Annotated in this window: 14 protein-coding genes and 1 pseudogene; 7 read left to right on the top strand and 8 right to left on the bottom strand. The window is 69.7% G+C overall.

The annotated features are described in order from the left end of the window. Nucleotides 1–187: 187 nt before the first annotated feature. Together DI526_RS07865 and DI526_RS07860 are read left to right on the top strand one after the other, a co-directional pair. The gene (locus DI526_RS07865; RefSeq protein ID WP_304276278.1) at nt 188–1,150 is read left to right on the top strand and encodes a lipid A-modifier LpxR family protein; all 963 of its coding nucleotides are present in this window, start codon (nt 188–190) and stop codon (nt 1,148–1,150) included. A gap of 82 nt (nt 1,151–1,232) precedes the next feature. Continuing rightward, complete coding sequence (locus tag DI526_RS07860) at nt 1,233–1,574, top strand: hypothetical protein (RefSeq protein ID WP_304276277.1); 342 nt, start codon at nt 1,233–1,235, stop codon at nt 1,572–1,574. A 6-nt stretch (nt 1,575–1,580) separates the two neighbouring features. On the opposite strand, the gene DI526_RS07855 is transcribed toward DI526_RS07860, so the two are convergent. From DI526_RS07855 to DI526_RS07830, 6 genes are all read right to left on the bottom strand, one after another. Next, nucleotides 1,581–2,834, bottom strand: a complete 1,254-nt coding sequence (locus DI526_RS07855) for a patatin-like phospholipase family protein (RefSeq protein WP_304276276.1) — start codon at nt 2,832–2,834, stop codon at nt 1,581–1,583. 15 nt (nt 2,835–2,849) lie between these two features. Continuing rightward, the gene (locus DI526_RS07850; RefSeq protein WP_304276274.1) at nt 2,850–3,542 is read right to left on the bottom strand and encodes a hemolysin III family protein; all 693 of its coding nucleotides are present in this window, start codon (nt 3,540–3,542) and stop codon (nt 2,850–2,852) included. 119 nt (nt 3,543–3,661) lie between these two features. Then, a complete protein-coding gene (locus DI526_RS07845) occupies nt 3,662–4,432 on the bottom strand; it encodes a sulfite exporter TauE/SafE family protein (RefSeq protein WP_304276273.1) in 771 nt (256 codons plus the stop codon). A gap of 124 nt (nt 4,433–4,556) precedes the next feature. Further along, a complete protein-coding gene (locus tag DI526_RS07840; RefSeq protein ID WP_304276271.1) occupies nt 4,557–5,762 on the bottom strand; it encodes an OmpA family protein in 1,206 nt (401 codons plus the stop codon). 391 nt (nt 5,763–6,153) lie between these two features. Continuing rightward, the gene (locus tag DI526_RS07835; protein WP_304276269.1) at nt 6,154–7,944 is read right to left on the bottom strand and encodes a cation:proton antiporter; all 1,791 of its coding nucleotides are present in this window, start codon (nt 7,942–7,944) and stop codon (nt 6,154–6,156) included. Nucleotides 7,945–7,965: 21 nt separating this feature from the next. Beyond that, nucleotides 7,966–8,214 (bottom strand): helix-turn-helix domain-containing protein, encoded by a 249-nt coding sequence (locus tag DI526_RS07830; RefSeq protein WP_304276267.1) that lies wholly within the window; start codon nt 8,212–8,214, stop codon nt 7,966–7,968. A 71-nt stretch (nt 8,215–8,285) separates the two neighbouring features. Between DI526_RS07830 and ybaL the strand changes: the two genes are divergently transcribed. The 3 genes from ybaL to DI526_RS07815 all read left to right on the top strand — a co-directional run bounded on the left by ybaL (nt 8,286) and on the right by DI526_RS07815 (nt 13,104). Beyond that, on the top strand, nt 8,286–9,971 hold the full coding sequence (gene ybaL / locus DI526_RS07825; protein ID WP_304276266.1) for a YbaL family putative K(+) efflux transporter: 1,686 nt from the start codon (nt 8,286–8,288) through the stop codon (nt 9,969–9,971). Nucleotides 9,972–10,208: 237 nt separating this feature from the next. Continuing rightward, nucleotides 10,209–10,661, top strand: coding sequence for a MaoC family dehydratase (locus tag DI526_RS07820; protein ID WP_304276265.1), 453 nt, complete (start codon nt 10,209–10,211; stop codon nt 10,659–10,661). Nucleotides 10,662–10,983: 322 nt separating this feature from the next. Next, nucleotides 10,984–13,104: a M13 family metallopeptidase gene (locus DI526_RS07815; protein ID WP_304276263.1), complete on the top strand. Its 2,121-nt coding sequence runs from the start codon at nt 10,984–10,986 to the stop codon at nt 13,102–13,104. Between the two features lie 85 nt (nt 13,105–13,189). On the opposite strand, the pseudogene DI526_RS07810 reads toward DI526_RS07815, so the two are convergent. Both DI526_RS07810 and DI526_RS07805 read right to left on the bottom strand, forming a co-directional pair. Further along, nucleotides 13,190–13,909, bottom strand: a pseudogene (locus DI526_RS07810) (hypothetical protein); the annotation flags it as partial. 142 nt (nt 13,910–14,051) lie between these two features. Further along, nucleotides 14,052–14,879, bottom strand: a complete 828-nt coding sequence (locus DI526_RS07805) for a helix-turn-helix domain-containing protein (protein ID WP_304276261.1) — start codon at nt 14,877–14,879, stop codon at nt 14,052–14,054. A gap of 148 nt (nt 14,880–15,027) precedes the next feature. Between DI526_RS07805 and DI526_RS07800 the strand changes: the two genes are divergently transcribed. Both DI526_RS07800 and DI526_RS07795 read left to right on the top strand, forming a co-directional pair. Next, nucleotides 15,028–15,390: a BlaI/MecI/CopY family transcriptional regulator gene (locus DI526_RS07800; RefSeq protein WP_304276258.1), complete on the top strand. Its 363-nt coding sequence runs from the start codon at nt 15,028–15,030 to the stop codon at nt 15,388–15,390. Beyond that, nucleotides 15,387–16,595 (top strand): TonB family protein, encoded by a 1,209-nt coding sequence (locus DI526_RS07795; RefSeq protein WP_304276256.1) that lies wholly within the window; start codon nt 15,387–15,389, stop codon nt 16,593–16,595. Before DI526_RS07800 ends, DI526_RS07795 begins: the two co-directional genes overlap by 4 nt. Nucleotides 16,596–16,702: the final 107 nt, after the last annotated feature.

Below are 16,702 nucleotides of genomic sequence, written 5' to 3'. Positions count from 1 at the left end.
GCCAGTGAGGCGTCACAAACACCTGATATCGGGACGGCGGCGCGATGGGGATCGCGCCGCCGTTTTCGTTTGCGGGCTGGACGGAACCTGACCGCCTCCCGGCGGTTCACCACGTGCGCTTTCGTCACGGTGGACAGACGGCAGGAAGCGCGTAGGCTGGGCTTCCGTTAGGATTGGGGAATCCGGGATGCGGACCGCTGGGGAGCGAACCGTCCTGTGTCTAACGGCCGTTCTGGCCGTGGGACTGGCGCATGCCAGGACCGCCTGCGCGGCCCCGAAGGCCGTCGCGGCGCCGCCCGCCAAGCTCGCCCCCGCCGCCGCCAAGCCCGTGCTGAACATCAAGCCCGAGAGCCTGCGCCCCCTGGATCCCGCCGCCGGCTTCATCGCCTATGACAGCGACGCGATCGAGCTGGCGCTGGAGGGCGGCTTCGCCCTGCCGCCGACCGCCGCCGGCGGCGAGGTCCGCCTTCTGGACACCGACCGCTATTACCAGGGCGTGGGCCCGGTCAGCTGGCGCTCGAACGCGTTCAGCCATCAGGCCCAGCCCGGCGGCCCCATCGACTCCGTCCGGGTCTCGATGGCCGGGGCCGCGCCCACCGCCGCCTACGCGCCCCTGACCCTCTCGCGCCCGGAAGCCTACGACCTGCGCGAGGTCGACGTGACCGTGACCCGCGGCTGGCCGTCGGCGGTGATGCTGAAGGGCCGCAAGTACGCCCTGGACGTCACGCCGCATGCGGGCCTGGGCTTTGGCGGCGCCGGCGGCTCGGCCGAGGCGGGCGCCACGGTGCGCCTGGGCAAGAAGAAGAACATGGGCGACCGGGTCACCGACGCGCTGGGCGTCCGCGAGGGCGACACCGCCTTTGGCGATCGCGGGCGCTGGTACATCTACGCCGCCGCCAGCGGCCGGGCCGTCGGCTTCAACATGCTGCGCGGCCAGAACGGCGACTGGAACCGCGCCGGCCTGACCCAGGACACCACCAGCCGCCTGATCGGCGACAGCCAGGCCGGCGTCGCCTGGCGCAAGGGCCCTATGCAGGCCTCGCTGGGCTACATCCATCGCGAGATGAAGGCCAAGGAAGGCATCATGGGCCTGGCCACGCAGAAGGACGACGTGGTGGCCCTTTCGTTCAGCCTCAGGCCCAACTGGTAGTGGCCTTCGCGCCTATTGGGCTTGTGTTTCCGGCCGCTTTCATGCAGCAAGCGCCCCACCTGTCCACGACCCCAGCGAGACCATGAGCGAGAGCGAGCCCCCGCGCCGCAAGACCCTGAGCCTCAAGAGCCCGGTCGCCGCCCCCGGCGGACCGCCGCCTCTGGAGCGCATGGTCAAGCCGTCGGCTCGCACCACCGTGTTCACGCCCTCGGCCGCCCCGCCGCCGCCTCCCCCGCCGCCCGCCCCGGTCGGCGACTGGAAGTGCAAGCCGTGCGGAACGCGCTTCGACCCGCCGGCCGACCTGGCCGACGAGGATCACGTCCGCTGCCCGTCGTGCAATGCGCGCCTGGGCCTGGCGTCCGACTTCCGCGCCGACCCGCCGAACGTCGCCAAGCTGCGCGCGCGGTATCTGAAGAAGGCCTAGGAAGCCCTAGGGTTCGAGCTGCGCCGCCGCGCCCAGGGGTTCGTCGCGGATCATCACGCCCGTGCCGACGGCGGGAGAGGCCGCCAGCGGCTTCTTGAACAGGCCCCGCCACAGGCTCTGCTCCTCGACCGCGCTGGTCCAGGCCGCGCCCGCCGTGGCCTGCTCAACCCCGGCGTCGTAGATCCGCCGCATCATGTCGGTGTCGAACTTCAACAGGTTGAAGCCCTCGAAGCTGTTCGGGATCGAGGCCACCGAGAGCGGCAGGTTGTGACGGGTGCAGAAGCCCGCGGCCAGGCTCAGCGCCTGCCGGTACGAGAACCGCAGCATGGTGTCGAAGCTGCGGCTCATGATCGAGGCGACGCCCGGCGCGGTCGACTGCGTGGCGGGGTCCAGCACGGTGTTGACGATCACGTGCACGCGGCCGCGGCGGAAGCGGGGGCCCAGGTTGCGCCAGTGAAGCAGGGCGTCGGGCATCAGGAACAGCGGCGCGGCCACGCCGCCGTCGACATGCATCTCCTGGTGCGCCCGCGCGTCGACCTCGACGTCGATCAGCTTGGGCGGGAAGATGCCGGGCACCGAGGACGAGGCGACCAGCAGGGTGCGGAAGAGCTTCAGCGCCCCCTCGCCGCCGCGCGAGGCGATCTCGCCCAGATCCCAGACGACGGCGCGCTGGCTGTCGAGATTGGTCGTCGCGATCAGCAGGCGGCGGCCCTTCAGATGCTCGGCGGCCACGGCCTGGACCATCTCGGTGTCGACGAAGGTCTCGACCAGCCGGTCCAGAGACTCGCCCTTGAAGATGCTGGGCCCGAGCGCCGAGTTCAGGCGGCGCAGGCTGAGCAGTTCGGCGGCATGGCCGCCGACATAGGCGTCGGTCAGGCGCTCGTCCCAGGCCGAGCCCAGGAAGGCGAGCGGCGCGATCAGGGCGCCGGTGCTGACGCCCGTGACAATGGCGAAGTCGGGCCGCCGGCCAGCCTTGGACAGGCCCGTCAGCACGCCGGCGCCATAGGCCCCGCCCGCCGCGCCGCCGGACAGCGCCAGGATGTTGAACTCGTCGCGCCCCAGGAACGACCGCAGCGGGGCCAGGCGGTCGGCGGCCTGGCGCAAGGCGTCGTCGGCCTGGTCGACGCTGAGTCGCACGCCCGGAAAGCCGGTGGCCTCGACATGGCGGTCGCTGGCGGGCGCGGGCAGGCGCTTGCCGCGCAGCGGATCGGTCCGGAAGAAGCCCTGCAGGCTGGCCTTGCCGGAAAGATCCTTGTCCACGCCGGCCTCCGGTCTCTAGCGCGCGCTGGACAGCACGACGCCGACCAGGACGGCCGCGTAGTGCAGACCCGCGCCGCCGATGACGTGGCCGTGCCAGATGGCGCGCCGGAACTTCAGGCGGCGCATCAGGTAGAAGATCGTGCCGGTCGAATAGACCACGCCGCCGATGGCCAGCAGCAGCAGGGCCACCCACGACAGGCCGTCGATCATCGGCTTGATCGCCACGAGCACCAGCCAGCCGAGGGCCAGGTACAGGCCGACCCAGAAGCGCTTGTCGAGCCCCGGCAGGAACAGCTTGGCCAGCACGCCGATCGTAGCGACGGTCCAGACCGCCGTGGTCATGCCGATCGCCCACCAGCCGTGCAGGTTCTGGGTGGTGAAGGGCGTGTAGGAGGCGGCGATCATCACGAAGATGCCGGCGTGGTCGAAGCGGCGCAGCAGCGGCCGCCAGCGGGCCTTGGCGAAGTTGTAGGCCGTCGAGAGCGACAGCATCAGGATCAGGCCGACGGTGTAGACACTAACCGCCGCCACCTGCTTGAGGTCTCCGAGACCAAACGCCAGGCCCAGCAGGATGCCGCCGCCCAACAGGGCGCAGGCCAACCCGGCCAGATGCACGATCAGGTCCGCGCACTTGGCCGCCGGCGTCGGATAGTGCGTCGCCGCCGGCTCGCGCGCGACGAGGTCGGTCGTTTGGGTGGTGGTCGTCATGGCCCCGCTCTGGTCCGGATGCAGTACGCCCGAACGGTAAGTTCGTTCCGTGACATATAAGCGTCGATCAGTATGGCCGCGAAAGGGCGCTGGCGACACGATCGCGCGGAAAACGCGCCTCAGGTCAAAAGGCCGCGCGCGCCGTCGAACACCAGCTTGCCGCCGACCAGAACCAACAGTGCATAGATCACCTTGTAGAAGCCCTCGGCGGGCACGCGTCGAACCAGCCAGACGCCGGCCCAGGTCGAGGCGATGGCCAGCGGCGTCAGCACACCGGCCGTGGCCAGGACCTTCGGCGTGAACTGGCCCAGCGCCACATAGGCCGGCACCTTCATCCAGTTCACCACCGCGAAGAAAATGGCGCTGGTCCCGATGAAGGTGTCGCGCGGCAGGCGGCGCGGCAGGACGTAGATCTGGAACGGCGGCCCGCCGGCATGGGCGATCTGGCTGGTGAAGCCGGCCGCCGCGCCGCACAGGGCGCCGTACCAGGGCCGGCCGGGCGACGCCTTGAGCTGGCCGGCCGCCTTGACCGCCCGCTCGGCCCACAGGCGCTGCAGGGCGAAGGCCACCGAGATCACGCCCACCGCCAGCTCGACCGCCGCCTCCTTGACGAAGGCCGCCAAAGCCCAGCCCAGGAAGATACCGACCGCAGCGGCGGGCAGCATCAGGACCAGCAGCCCCTTGTCCCAGCTCTTCCGGAAGGCCCAGACGCTGACCACGTCCTGGACCAGCAGGATCGGCAGCACGATCGAGGCGGCCATGACCGGCGAGACCGCCAGGGCCATCAGCGGCACGGCCACGACGCCGATCCCGGCGAAGCCGCCCTTGGCGAGGCCCAGCAGGATCACGGCCGGTATGGCGACGGCGTAGAACAGCGGATCGGTCAGCATCAAGCGGTGTTACAGCCTTCGCCGCTCGCGCCCAAGCGATCCCCGGGGAGAAAGAGATCCCCGCAAAGAGAAAGGGCCCGGCGTCGCCGCCGGGCCCTCCCAAGTCTTGCAGTCGTCGTCGATCTTAGAAGTTGATCGAGATCGTCGAACGACGGTTCAGCGGTTCCTTCACGCCATCGCCGGTGGCGACGGCCGGAGCGCTTTCACCCTTCCAATCGACGCCGAGGACTTCCTTGGCGACGCCTTGCGACACCAGGGCGTCGGCGACGGCCTTGGCGCGACGTTCCGACAGCTTGATGTTGTACTTCGGCGAGCCCGAGGTGTCGGTGTGGCCGACGACGATGATCTTCGTCGCCTTGCCATCGCTGGCGTACTTGGCGGCTTCCGTGACCACCGATTGCGCTTCCGGCGTCAGGACCGATTGGTCGAACGGGAAGTACACGATGAACTCACGCGCTTCGAACACCGGAGCCGGCGGAGGCGGCGGCGGCGGGGGAGGCGGCGGAGGGGGCGGCGGCGGCGGGGGCGGCGGCGGCGGAGGGGGCGGCGGCGGCGGAGGCGGCGACGCGAACGAGTAGCGGAGACCCACGGTCACCGACTGGTCCTTGTACTGGCCTTGGAACGCGCCGGGCTGGATCGCGCCCGAACCGGTCGTCTGCCAGGTGTGCTGCGAACCGGTGATGTAGCGGTAGGTGACGTCGATCTTCAGCTTGTCGGTCGCCTTGATCGAGGCGCCGGCCAGAGCCTGGTAAGCCAGGGCGATGTCGTCATCGTCCGCCGTCAGGTTCTGCACGGCGGCGTTGGTCGCGCTGGTCGGACCGACGTTGCTGAACTGACCCAGGGTCTTGACGTCCAGGCGGTTGATGCCGGCGCCGAGGCCGACGAACGGGTTCAGCCAGGAGCCCGGCGCGAAGTCATAGATGACGTTCGCCATCAGGGTCCAGGAATCGATCGAACCGTCCGGAGCGCCGCAGGTCGGGGCCAGCAGGGTGCGGGTCACGCCGGGGGTGCAGAGGCCGACGGGCGTGCGCACGGCCGGGCCATGGACGCTCTTCAGGTCGCCGGGGCGGTAGCCGCCTTCGACTTCAGCGCGCCAGTTCGGGTTGAACTGGTAGCCGAGACGGACGAAACCGGTCCAGTCCTTCTCCGACTTCCAGGCCCAGTGGGCGTACTCGCCGTCCGGGGTGGTGACGTTGGAAGTCGTCTTGATGCTTTGCGGCCAGTGGTAGCCAAGATCGACCGCGCCGTACCAGCCGGTCTCTTGGGCCGAAACGCCCGACGCGGCGAACACCGCGGCCAGAGCGGCTCCCGCCAGGAGGTTGAGTTTCATTTTTGAAGAGCCCTCTATTGCCCTGCCCAGGCCGGAGACCCGGGCCTGGCGCTGTTATACCAAGGCGAACGCCACGGGAAAGTGTCGGCGAAGACACACTCGTCAGGTTTCGCCCCCCTGATTTTTCAAGGGAAAGCTCCACAAGACCGCCCCTCAGAATCGCATCCGAGCGTGCCCGCCGGCTCCCGCAAATCGAAAGCGTCAGCTTCGCTGGGTTCGCACGTGAAACGATTGCGCGCAAGGTTTTGTGACTAGAAAGACTCAAGGACTCGCAGATCGTCGACCCAAAAGCCACGCCTGTTCGCAGGTGCAGATGGCTTCGGGAGCCCCGCCGCCCGCCACCGAAGGCCAGGGTTCGGCCCATCGGACCGCGCTTCAGCCGCCCCTCCCCCTACCGCAACGACGCGTCCCGCAGTCGGCGGCGCTTGCCGCCCAGGGCGTCGGGGCGATTGAGCTTCTTGCGGTATTCGTCGCGGCGCTCGTGGATCGAGGCGATCACCAGGCCCATCGGCACGCCGATGTCGACAAGCACCGCCTCGGAGAGCTGCAGCGAGGCTTCGATCGTCTCGGGCACCGCGTCGGTGGCGCCCAGCTCGTAGAGCCGCGCGGCATGGCGGGCGTCGCGGGCGCGGGCGACGATGGCGAGGTCCGGGCGGGCGCCGCGGGCGGCGGCGACCACCGCCTCGGCCGCCTCGGGCGCGTCCATGGTCACCACCACCGCGCGGGCGGTGGCCAGGCCGCAGCGCTCGAGCAGCTCCACGCGCGAGGCGTCGCCGTAATAGATGCGCAGGCCGTCGCGGCGGCCCTGCTCGACCAGCCGCGCGTCACGCTCGATCGCGATCCAGGCCAGGTCGTGGCGGCCCAGCATGTCGCCGACCAGCTTGCCGACCCGGCCATGGCCGATCACCAGCACCTGTCCGGCGGGCTCGGGGCCGACCCGGTCGGGCTCGCCGGTCGGGGCCTCGCTGACCGGCGGCGGCGCGCCCTTGCGGCCCAGGCGCTGGCCAAGAGCCGCCAACCCCGGGATCAGGAACATGGTCAGGGTCGCCGAGACCAGGACGGCCTGGCCGATCGCCGGCGGGACGACGTCCGCGCCCATGGCGTTGTCCAGCAGCACGAAGGCGAACTCGCCGCCGGCCGCAAGGATCAGAGCCGCCTCGGTCGCCGCCTTGCGGCCCAGGCCCATCAGCAGGCCGATCCCGAACACCACCGCCGTCTTGACCAGCAGCAGGCCGGCGACCGTTCCCAGGATCACCACCGGCTTGACCACCAGCAGCGACAGGTCGAGGCGGATGCCCAGCGACACGAAGAACAGGCTAAGCAGCAGCCCCTTGAACGGCTCGATCTTGACCTCGACCTCGTGGCGGTACTCGGTCTCGGCCAGCAGGATGCCGGCGACGAAGGCGCCCAGCGCCATCGAGAGCCCCGACATCTGGCTGACCAGGCCCGCGCCGATGATCACCAGCAGGCAGGCGGCCATGAACATCTCTTCGCTCTTGGCCTTGGCGACCGACTTCAGCATCGGCCGCAGCGCGATCCGGCCGACCAGGACGATGGCCCCGAGGCCGACGGCGGCGGGCGCGAGCGAGAGCAGGTCGGCGGCCCGGAACTCGCCGTGGCCGCGCCCGACGATGGCCAGGGTGATCAGGATCGGCGCGACGGCCAGGTCCTGGAACAGCAGCACCGAGAAGGTGGCCCGCCCGGCGTCCGAGTGCAGTCGCCGCCGCTCGGCCAGCACCGGCACGGCGATGGCGGTGGAGGACAGGGTCAGGGCCGCGCCGATCGCCAGGGCCGCCGGCGCCGGCTGGCCCAGCGCCATGGCCCCGGCCGCCAGGACGAGCGAGCAGCCGATAACCTGAGCCGCGCCCAGTCCGAAGACCAGCTTGCGCATCAGCCGCAGCCGCTCCCACGACAGCTCCAGCCCGATCATGAACAGCAGGAAGACGACCCCGAACTCGGCCAGCTGGGCGATTTCGGCGGGGTTGTCGACGGTGACGTAGTCGAGCCACGGGGCGGCGTGGATGAAGCGGCCCAGACCGAAGGGGCCCAGGATCACGCCGGCCAGCAGATAGCCGAGGATGGGATTGATCCTCAGGCGCTTGAAGATCGGCGCGACGATGCCGGCGGTCGCCAGGAACAGGACCAGGTCCTTGTAGTTCGCCGCCGAAACCTCGTGCTCCATGCGCCCGCCCCTCGCCTCTCTTTAAGTTGGTCGCCGCAACCGAACACCGGCGCCGGCCTCGTCCGCCATGATCAGGATCACGCCGCCCGCCTCGATCGCGTCGATCAGCAGCCGTTCGGTGCTATGATGCAGGGCGTGGCGCTCGGTCTCGAAGTCCTTGACAGTGCTGCGCGAAACGCCCGCGCGATCGGCGAGTTCTCCCTGGGACCAGTTGATCAGGCCGCGAGCGGCCCGGCATTGCGCCGGGAGAAGAATTTTTGCGTGCGGCATCTAGCGGCCTCGGGCATTGTCACCCATATTGGTTGAGTACGCCCGAAAAGAATGACCGTCAAGGAGGACGTTTGCACCATACCTCGCTGATCGCCACCATCGTCGCGGGCCTGGGCTTGGCCTTCATCTTCGGCGCCATCGCCAACCGGCTGAAGCTGCCGGTCCTGGTCGGCTACCTGCTGGCCGGGGTGCTGGTCGGGCCGTTCACCCCCGGCTACGTGGCCGACCAGGAGCTGGCGCCGCAGCTGGCCGAGATCGGCGTGATCCTCCTGATGTTCGGGGTCGGGCTGCACTTTTCGCTGAAGGACCTGATGGCGGTGAAGAACATCGCCATTCCCGGCGCGGTCGTGCAGATCGCGGCGGCGACAGTGATGGGCCTGGGCCTGGCGGTGGCGCTGGGCTGGAGCGTCGGCGCGGGCCTGGTGTTCGGCCTGGCGCTCTCGGTCGCCTCGACCGTGGTGCTGCTGCGCGCCCTGCAGGAGCGGCGGCTGGTCGAGACCGGACGCGGCAAGATCGCCGTCGGCTGGCTGATCGTCGAGGACCTGGCCATGGTGCTGGCGCTGGTTCTGCTGCCGGCGCTGTCGGGCGTGCTGGGCGGCGAGGCGCCGGCGTCAAGTGCTTCCGGGTTCCTGGCCGGCGGCGGCGTGCTGGGCGCCTTCGCCCTGACCATCGGCAAGGTCGCGGCCTTCGTGGCCTTCATGCTGATCGTCGGCCGGCGGGTGATCCCCTGGATCCTGCATCGCATCGTCCACACCGGCTCGCGCGAGCTGTTCCGCCTGGGCGTCCTGGCCATCGCGCTGGGCGTGGCGTTCGGCTCGGCGGCGCTGTTCGGCGTGTCGTTCGCGCTCGGCGCCTTCTTCGCCGGCATGATCATGGCCGAGAGCGAGCTCTCCCAGCAGGCCGCCAACGACACCCTGCCGCTGCGCGACGCCTTCGCGGTGCTGTTCTTCGTCTCGATCGGCATGCTGTTCGATCCGATGGTGCTGCTGCGCGAGCCGCTGGCCGTGCTGGCGACCCTGGCGATCATCGTGGTGGGCAAGTCGATCGCCGCCCTGATCATCGTTCGTGCCTTCAAGCGCCCGATGAGCACGGCCCTGACCATCTCGGTCAGCCTGGCCCAGATCGGCGAGTTCTCGTTCATCCTGGCGGGCCTGGGCGTGTCGCTGAAGCTGCTGCCGGACGACGGCCGCGACCTCGTCCTGGCCGGCGCCATCCTGTCGATCCTGGTCAATCCGCTGCTGTTCGCCATCCTCGACAAGATCCTGCCCGGCATGATCGCCAAGGAAGCCAAGGCCCGGGGCGAGCCCCCGCCCGCCTCGGCCGCCGCCCAGCCGCACGCGGTGCTGGTCGGCTATGGCCGGGTCGGCAAGGCCGTGGCCGAGGGGCTGAAGGGCCGCACGCCCCTTGTGGTGATCGAGGACGACGTCGAGCGCGCCGAGGACCTGCGCCGCGCGGGCTTCGAGACGGTCGGCGGCAATGCGGTGAAACCCGAGGTGCTGCTGAAGGCCGGCCTCGACAAGGCCACCCACCTGTTCGTGGCCGTGCCCAATCCGTTCGAGGCCGCGCGGATCATCGAGCAGGCGAGAGCCGCCAACCCCCAGGCCCTGATCGTCGCCCGCGCCTATACCGACGCCGACGTCGCCCTGCTCAAGCAGATGGGCGCCTCCCACGCCCTGATCGGTGAGGACGAGATCGCCCGGGGGATGCTGGCGAAAGCGCCGCGCAAGGCGGCGCCCGCGGCGGCGGTGGGGCACTGAGGACGACCGGCTTCTTAGTCTCCCGACCTCCCCGGCGAACGCCGGGGCCCAGATTCATCCGAAGCGGCTGGGGATGACGCGATATCGCGCGACGCCAACCGGTGACCGCTCGCGGGTTCGATCTGGATCCCGGCGTTCGCCGGGAAGGTCGGGTTTATGGCTGAAGGATGGAGACCGACAGCCTACCCCCCCGCTTTTCCACTAGCCACCGCGCCCCTCGCCCGGTAACGCGGCGTCATGATCCAGCCACACGCCTCGGGCGGCTACATTCTTGAGGAACTCTCGGTCGGCATGACGGCCGAGAAGCAGGTCACCGTGACCGAGGAGCGCATCGGCCTGTTCGCCGAGGCGTCGGACGACTTCAACCCCGTCCATATCGACGAGGCCTACGCCGCCAAGACCGCCTATCGCGGCCGGATCGCCCATGGCCTCTTGTCGGCCTCGTTCGGTTCGGCCGTGGTCGGGACCATCCTGCCGGGCGCGGGCTCGATCTATCTGTCGCAGACCCTGGCCTTCCACCGTCCGGTGCGGATCGGCGACGTCGTCACCGCGCGCGCCACCGTCGCGGCGATCGACGAAGTCAGCGCCCGCGTCACCCTGCGCTGCGAGGCCCTGGTCGGCGAGGACCTGATCATGGATGGCGAGGCGATCGTCCGCGTCCCGCGCCGCCGGCGTCCCGCCAAGGCCTGACCCACCTCCCCGAAACGGGTTCAACCCAAGGGTAAAAATTGCCGTAACAGCGTTCTCCCAGCTGTCCCCACCAACCATGGTCGCGCGCCTTGTCGGCGAAGGCCTTGAGGGCTGGCGAACCGCGCTCGACCCCCGCAAGATGAACTTTTTTTAAGGGAGCAAATATTTCGCTCCGTTGCAGATTGCCGACAGAGCCTGTCCGTTTCTGACGAAAACCGGAAACATCCCGCAGGCTCTATGTCATTTGGGGCATGGGGGCCGCCGAAACCGCTCGCGCTTTCAGCCGCCATGTTCTGGCTCACACCAACGGATGCGATTTTCCATGAAAAGAGTTTGGTTCGGCGCGGCGGCTATGGCGGCGCTGTCTTTGTCCGCTTTCGGGGCGCAAGCTCATGAGAAGCACGCCTGCATCGACGACGCCTGCGTGATGGAATCCCTGCTGCCGGTTCCGGCCGAAGGCGCCGCCGCCGGCGACGCGACCTCGCTGGAATCGCCGCGCTACGGGACCTGGGGCTTCGACATCTCGGGCATGGACACCACGGCCAAGCCGGGCGACGACTTCTACAAGTTCGCCAACGGAACCTGGGACGCCAAGACGGTGATCCCCTCGGACCGCGTCCGTTACGGCAATTTCGACAAGCTGGCCGAACTCTCCGAAGCCCGCACCCGCGCCATCATCGAAGCCGCCGCCGCCGACAAGGCCGCGACCGGCGAGAAGGCCAAGATCGGCGCCGCCTATCGCGCCTTCATGGACGAGGCGACGATCGAGAAGCTGGACTCCAAGCCGATCCAGCCCTGGCTGGACGGCGTCAAGAAGGTCAAGACCAAGGAAGAGTTCACCGCCCTGATGGGCAAGAGCGCGACCACGCCCTACGCCACCCTGATCGGCGTCGGCGTTTCCAGCGACGCCAAGAACCCGCAGCGCTACGCCGTCTACGCCTCGACCGGCGGCCTCAGCCTGCCCGACCGCGACTACTATCTGGACGCCAAGTTCGCCGACAAGAAGACCGCCTACCTGGCCTATGTCGAGAAGATGCTGACCCTGGCCGGCTGGGAAAAGCCCGCCGCGAACGCCAAGGCCATCGTCGACTTCGAGACCAAGCTGGCCGAGGCCTCGTGGACCCGCGTCGAGCGCCGCGATCGCGACAAGACCTACAACCCCGCCACCCTGGCCGAGCTGCAGGCCCTGACGCCCGGCTATGACTGGAACAAGTACCTGATCGGCACGGAGCTGCCGAAGGTCGACCGCTTCATCGTCACGACCAACACCAGCTTCCCGAAGTACGCCAAGATCTACGCCGACACCCCGCTGGAGACCCTGAAGGCCTGGCAGGCGTTCAAGGTGATCGACGGCGGCGCGAGCATGCTGTCCAAGCGCTTCGCCGACGCCAACTTCGAGTTCCGCAACAAGACCCTGTCGGGCCAGCCCGAGCAGCGTCCGCGCTGGAAGCGCGCCGTCGCCCAGGTCAACGGCATGTTGGGCGAGGCCGTCGGCAAGGAATATGTCGCCGCCTACTTCCCGCCGGAGTCGAAGGCCAAGATGGTCGCCCTCGTCGGCGACATCCGCACGGCCCTGAAGACCCGCATCGACAACCTCGACTGGATGGGTCCGGAGACCAAGGTCAAGGCCCAGGACAAGCTCAGCAAGTTCACCGTCAAGATCGGCTATCCCGACAAGTGGCGCGACTATTCGAAGCTGGAGGTCAAGGACAACGACGCCTACGGCAACGCCCAGCGCGCCGGCGCGGTCGAGTATCGCCGCAACGTCGCCCGCCTGAACCAGCCGGTCGACAAGACCGAGTGGGGCATGACCCCGCAGACGGTCAACGCCTACTACAACTCGGTCAACAACGAGATCGTGTTCCCGGCCGCGATCCTGCAAGCGCCGTTCTTCCACCCGGACGCGGACCCGGCCATCAACTATGGCGGCATCGGCGGCGTTATCGGTCACGAGATCGGCCACGGCTTCGACGACCAGGGCCGCAAGTCCGACGGCGACGGCGTGCTGCGCGACTGGTGGACGGCGGAAGACGCCGCCAAGTTCAACGCCCAGGCCGACAAGCTGGGCGCCCAGTACTCGGCGTTCGAGCCCTTCCCCGGCGTGCACGTCAACGGCAAGCTGACCATGGGCGAGAACATCGGCGACATGGCCGGCCTGACCCTGGCCCGCGAGGCCTATCACGTCTCGCTGCACGGCCAGCCGGCCCCGGTGCTGGACGGCTTCACCGGCGACCAGCGCATCTATCTGGGCTGGGCCCAGGTGTGGCGCGGCAAGTCGCGCGACGACGCCCTGAAGCAGCAGATCGCCAGCGATCCGCACTCGCCGGGCTACTACCGCGTCAACGGCACGATCCGGAACCAGCCCGGCTGGTACTCGGCCTTCGACGTCAAGCCGGGCGACAAGCTGTACGTCGCGCCGGAAGACCGCGTGAAGATCTGGTAGTTTCCAGACGATCCCGCGCCCGTCGGTGACGGGCCGCATGGGGGCCGGTGAGCGATCACCGGCCCCTTTTGCGTTCGCGCCCCGCTCAGAACGGCGGCTTGGGGAAGGCTCGGCCGTCCGCCGGCGCGGCGGGCGCGCCCTTGGCCACGGCGGCGTAGATCGCGTCCCCGGCCGGCGACAGCGCCAGGACCCGCGCCCCGATCAGCGACGCGGCCAGCACGCCGATCGTCCACAACCACGCCGGATGCGGCCTTCCGCGGACCCGCCAATCTCGCACGAGCCCGATCAGTGGGAAGATCACCGCCGCCCCGGCGGCGACCTCGAACGCATAGGGCTTGAGGAACGGCAGCGGCAGGATGCGGCCAAGCCCCGGCCCCATCAGCATCGTGAACGATCCGACCTGCAGGCGCATGTGCCAGTCGCGCGTCTTGCGCAGCACGACGGCGGCCGCGAACAGGCCCACCGCGCCGAGCAGGGTCGCTGGATTGGCCAGGATGAAGTGCTGCGGCTGGAAGAAGAAGGGCGTGCGTCCGGCGCGCATCCCCGCCAGCGTGACCAGCGGCCCCAGGACCACCATCGCCAGCATCCAGGCCAGCGCCACGGTGCCCAGCGTCCGGTGGACCCGCAACGCGCCGCCGCTCACGAGCCAGGCCTGGGTCACGACGATCGCCACCCAGCCCATGAACACCACCGCGTGGAAGTGCACGATCAGCGGCGCCCCGAAGCTCGAGCGCCCCATGGCCAGCTGCAGCACGAAGCCGGCGACCTCGACGACGGCCATGGCCGTGATCAGGGTCCGAAAGAAGACCAGGTCGCCGCGCGCGGCCGATCCCGCCGTCGGGCTCGCGCCCGCCCCTCGCCCGCCGATATCCAGAACCGCGTCCGACATATCAAATACCCCCGTTATCCCACATCCTTTGACCACGACTTGACGACAATCGCGAGTCCTAGCGCTCGGCTATGCCGAACCGCCGCTCGGGCGCCGCGGCCTCGGCGGCGAGAAAGCGCGAGGGGCCAACCCCGCACAGGTCCCGGAAATCCCGCGCCATATGCTGGTGGTCGTAGTAGCCCGCGCCGATCGCCAGGCTCAGCCAGTCCGCCGCCGGATCGGCGTTGCGCGCGCGGATCAGCCGGTCCAGCCGCGCGATGCGGGCGAAGAGCTTGGGACTGACGCCCAGGCGATGGCGAAAAGCGCGGTGGAAGGCGCGCGGGGCCCGATCGATCCGGCGCGCCAGCCGGTCCAGCGATCCGGCCTCGCCCGCGATCAGTCGCGCCGCCGCCCAATCCACGCCGTCGGGGTCGCGGCGGCAGGCGGCCACGCGCGGCGCCAGCCAGGCCTCCGCCGTCGCGACCATGGCCTGAGCGGTGGACGCCTCGGCGATCCGATCCGCGACCGCGCGCAGATCAGGAAACACCGCCTCGGCGTCGAGAGTCTGGTCGGTGAGTTCAGCCATCGACAACCCGCTCAGCCGCCGCAGGGCTCCGGGTTCGAACTCGATCTGGTAGACGCAGAAGTCGGCGCCGCCCGCCCGCCGCGTCAGTTCGGTCGGCTGTCCGATCAGGGCGGCGCGCGGCTTGATCGTTTCGCGTCCCCGCCCATCGACCAACGCCTCGCGGTCGCGGGGGTAGAAGGCCAGGGCGCAAGCGGGCCGCGGCCAGTAGGGCTTGATCGGCGCGCGCTGTCCGGCCGGAAAGCGCAGCCGAATGACCTGGTGCCGCGCGACCCAGCCAGCCAGGGCCGGACTCGGCGGCAAGGTCAGGAACAGCGGCGTCATCGGCAAGCTCCTCCACGGCCTCGGCTAAGCCTAGCCCAAGGCCATTCCGACACGGTGGTAAGGATCGGACAAGTCCCCGAACGGCGGTTGACGAGTTCGATGACAAGTGTCAACGTCGGCTCGTTGACACTTGTCATCGGAGGCGGACATGAAGATCAGCGCGGCTGAGAGCGTGGTCATGGAGGCGTTGTGGCGGGAGAGCCCCCTGACCTCCGAGGCGATCATGGCGCAGGTGTGCGCGCCCCAGGCCTGGACCGAGGGCACGGTCAAGGTGCTGATCAGCCGGCTGGTGAAGAAGAAGGCCGTGGCCGCGAGGGCCGATGGGCGCCGCTATCTCTATTCCCCGCTGCTGAGCCGGCGCGACTATGTGCAGGGCGAGAGCCAGGGCCTGCTGGACCGGCTGTTCGACGGCCGCCTGGCCCCACTGGTCATGCACTTCTCGGAGACCGAGAAGCTCAGCGACGAGGACATCGCCGAGCTGAAGGCCCTGGTCGAGAGGATCGGCAAGTGAGCGCGGCCGTCCTTTCCGAGATCGTCGGCGGCAACCTGGCCCTGGCGGCCGGCGTCGCGCTCGTCATGAGCCTGCGCGCGCCCGTCCGGCGGCGGTTCGGCGCCCTGGCCGCCTATCTGCTTTGGCTGACCCCGCCCCTGTGCGCCTTGGCCGCCCTGCTCCCCGCTCCCGTCGCCGCGACGTCCGTGGCCCCCATCGTGGCGAGCGCCAGCCGCGCGGCGGGCCAGGTGGTTCCGGCGGTCCTGGCCACCGAGGCCGTGGCGAGGGCGCTGATCCTGATATGGCTTGTCGGCGCGGTGGCCAACGCGGCGGTCTTCGTCGTTCGCCAGATGCGGTTCACGCGGTCGCTGGGAAAGCTGACCCCGGACCCGCGCGATCCGACCCTGCTGCGCGGCCGCCATGTCGGGACCGGGCCGATGGTGCTCGCCCGCCCCTGGCCACGCATCGTGCTGCCGGCCGATTTCGAAACGTGCTTCCAGGGCGAGGCCCGGGATCTCGTTCTGGCGCACGAGCGGGTCCATCTGGCGCGCGGCGACGCCCTGATCAACGCGCTGGTCGTCGCCGTCCACTGCCTGGCCTGGTTCAACCCGCTGGCGCACCTGGGCGCTCGCCGCCTGCGGCTGGACCAGGAGATGGCCTGCGACGAGGCCGTGCTGTCCCGCCGCCCGCAGGCCCGGCGGCTCTATGCCGAGACCCTGCTCGGCGCCGTGATCACCCCCCGCGTCGTCCCGTTCGGCTGCCCTTGGCCGGCCGGCGGCGCCCACACCCTGAAGGAGCGACTGGTCATGCTGAACATCCCCGCCAAGAGCCCGGCGCGAAAGGCCGCGGGCCTCGCCCTGGCCGCGCTCGTCGGCCTCGCCGGCGCCGGCGCGGTCTGGGCCGCCGAGGCGCGCCCCGCCCCCGCGATCACCAAGCCCGACTGGGCGATCAAACCCACGGCCGAGGACATGGCGCGCTTCTACCCGGCGACGGCCGCGGCGGCGAACCTAGAGGGCCGAGCGGTCATCGATTGCCGGGTGCTGACCACCGGCCGCCTGACCCGCTGCAAGGTCAGGAGCGAAAGCCCCGGCGACCACGGCTTCGGCGCGGCGGCCCTGCAACTGGCCGAAATCTTCCAGATGCGCCCCCAGACCCTGGACGGAAAGCCCGTGGCCGGCGGCCAGGTCACGATCCCGCTCGTCTTCGCGGTCGGGCCCAAGGCCTGAGATCGTCAGGCAGCAAAGCGAAGGCCGCCGGGAGACCGGCGGCCCTTTTTTGTGCGTCACGCGTTAGCAGTGTCGGCATGTCGACGGAACGCGGCATTCTAAACCTT

The organism is Caulobacter segnis (assembly GCF_003243465.1).
GTDB classification, from domain to species: Bacteria; Pseudomonadota; Alphaproteobacteria; order Caulobacterales; family Caulobacteraceae; genus Caulobacter; species Caulobacter segnis_A.
Note: the sequence above shows the minus strand (reverse complement) of the source record. Positions and strands in the feature narration are given on the sequence as shown.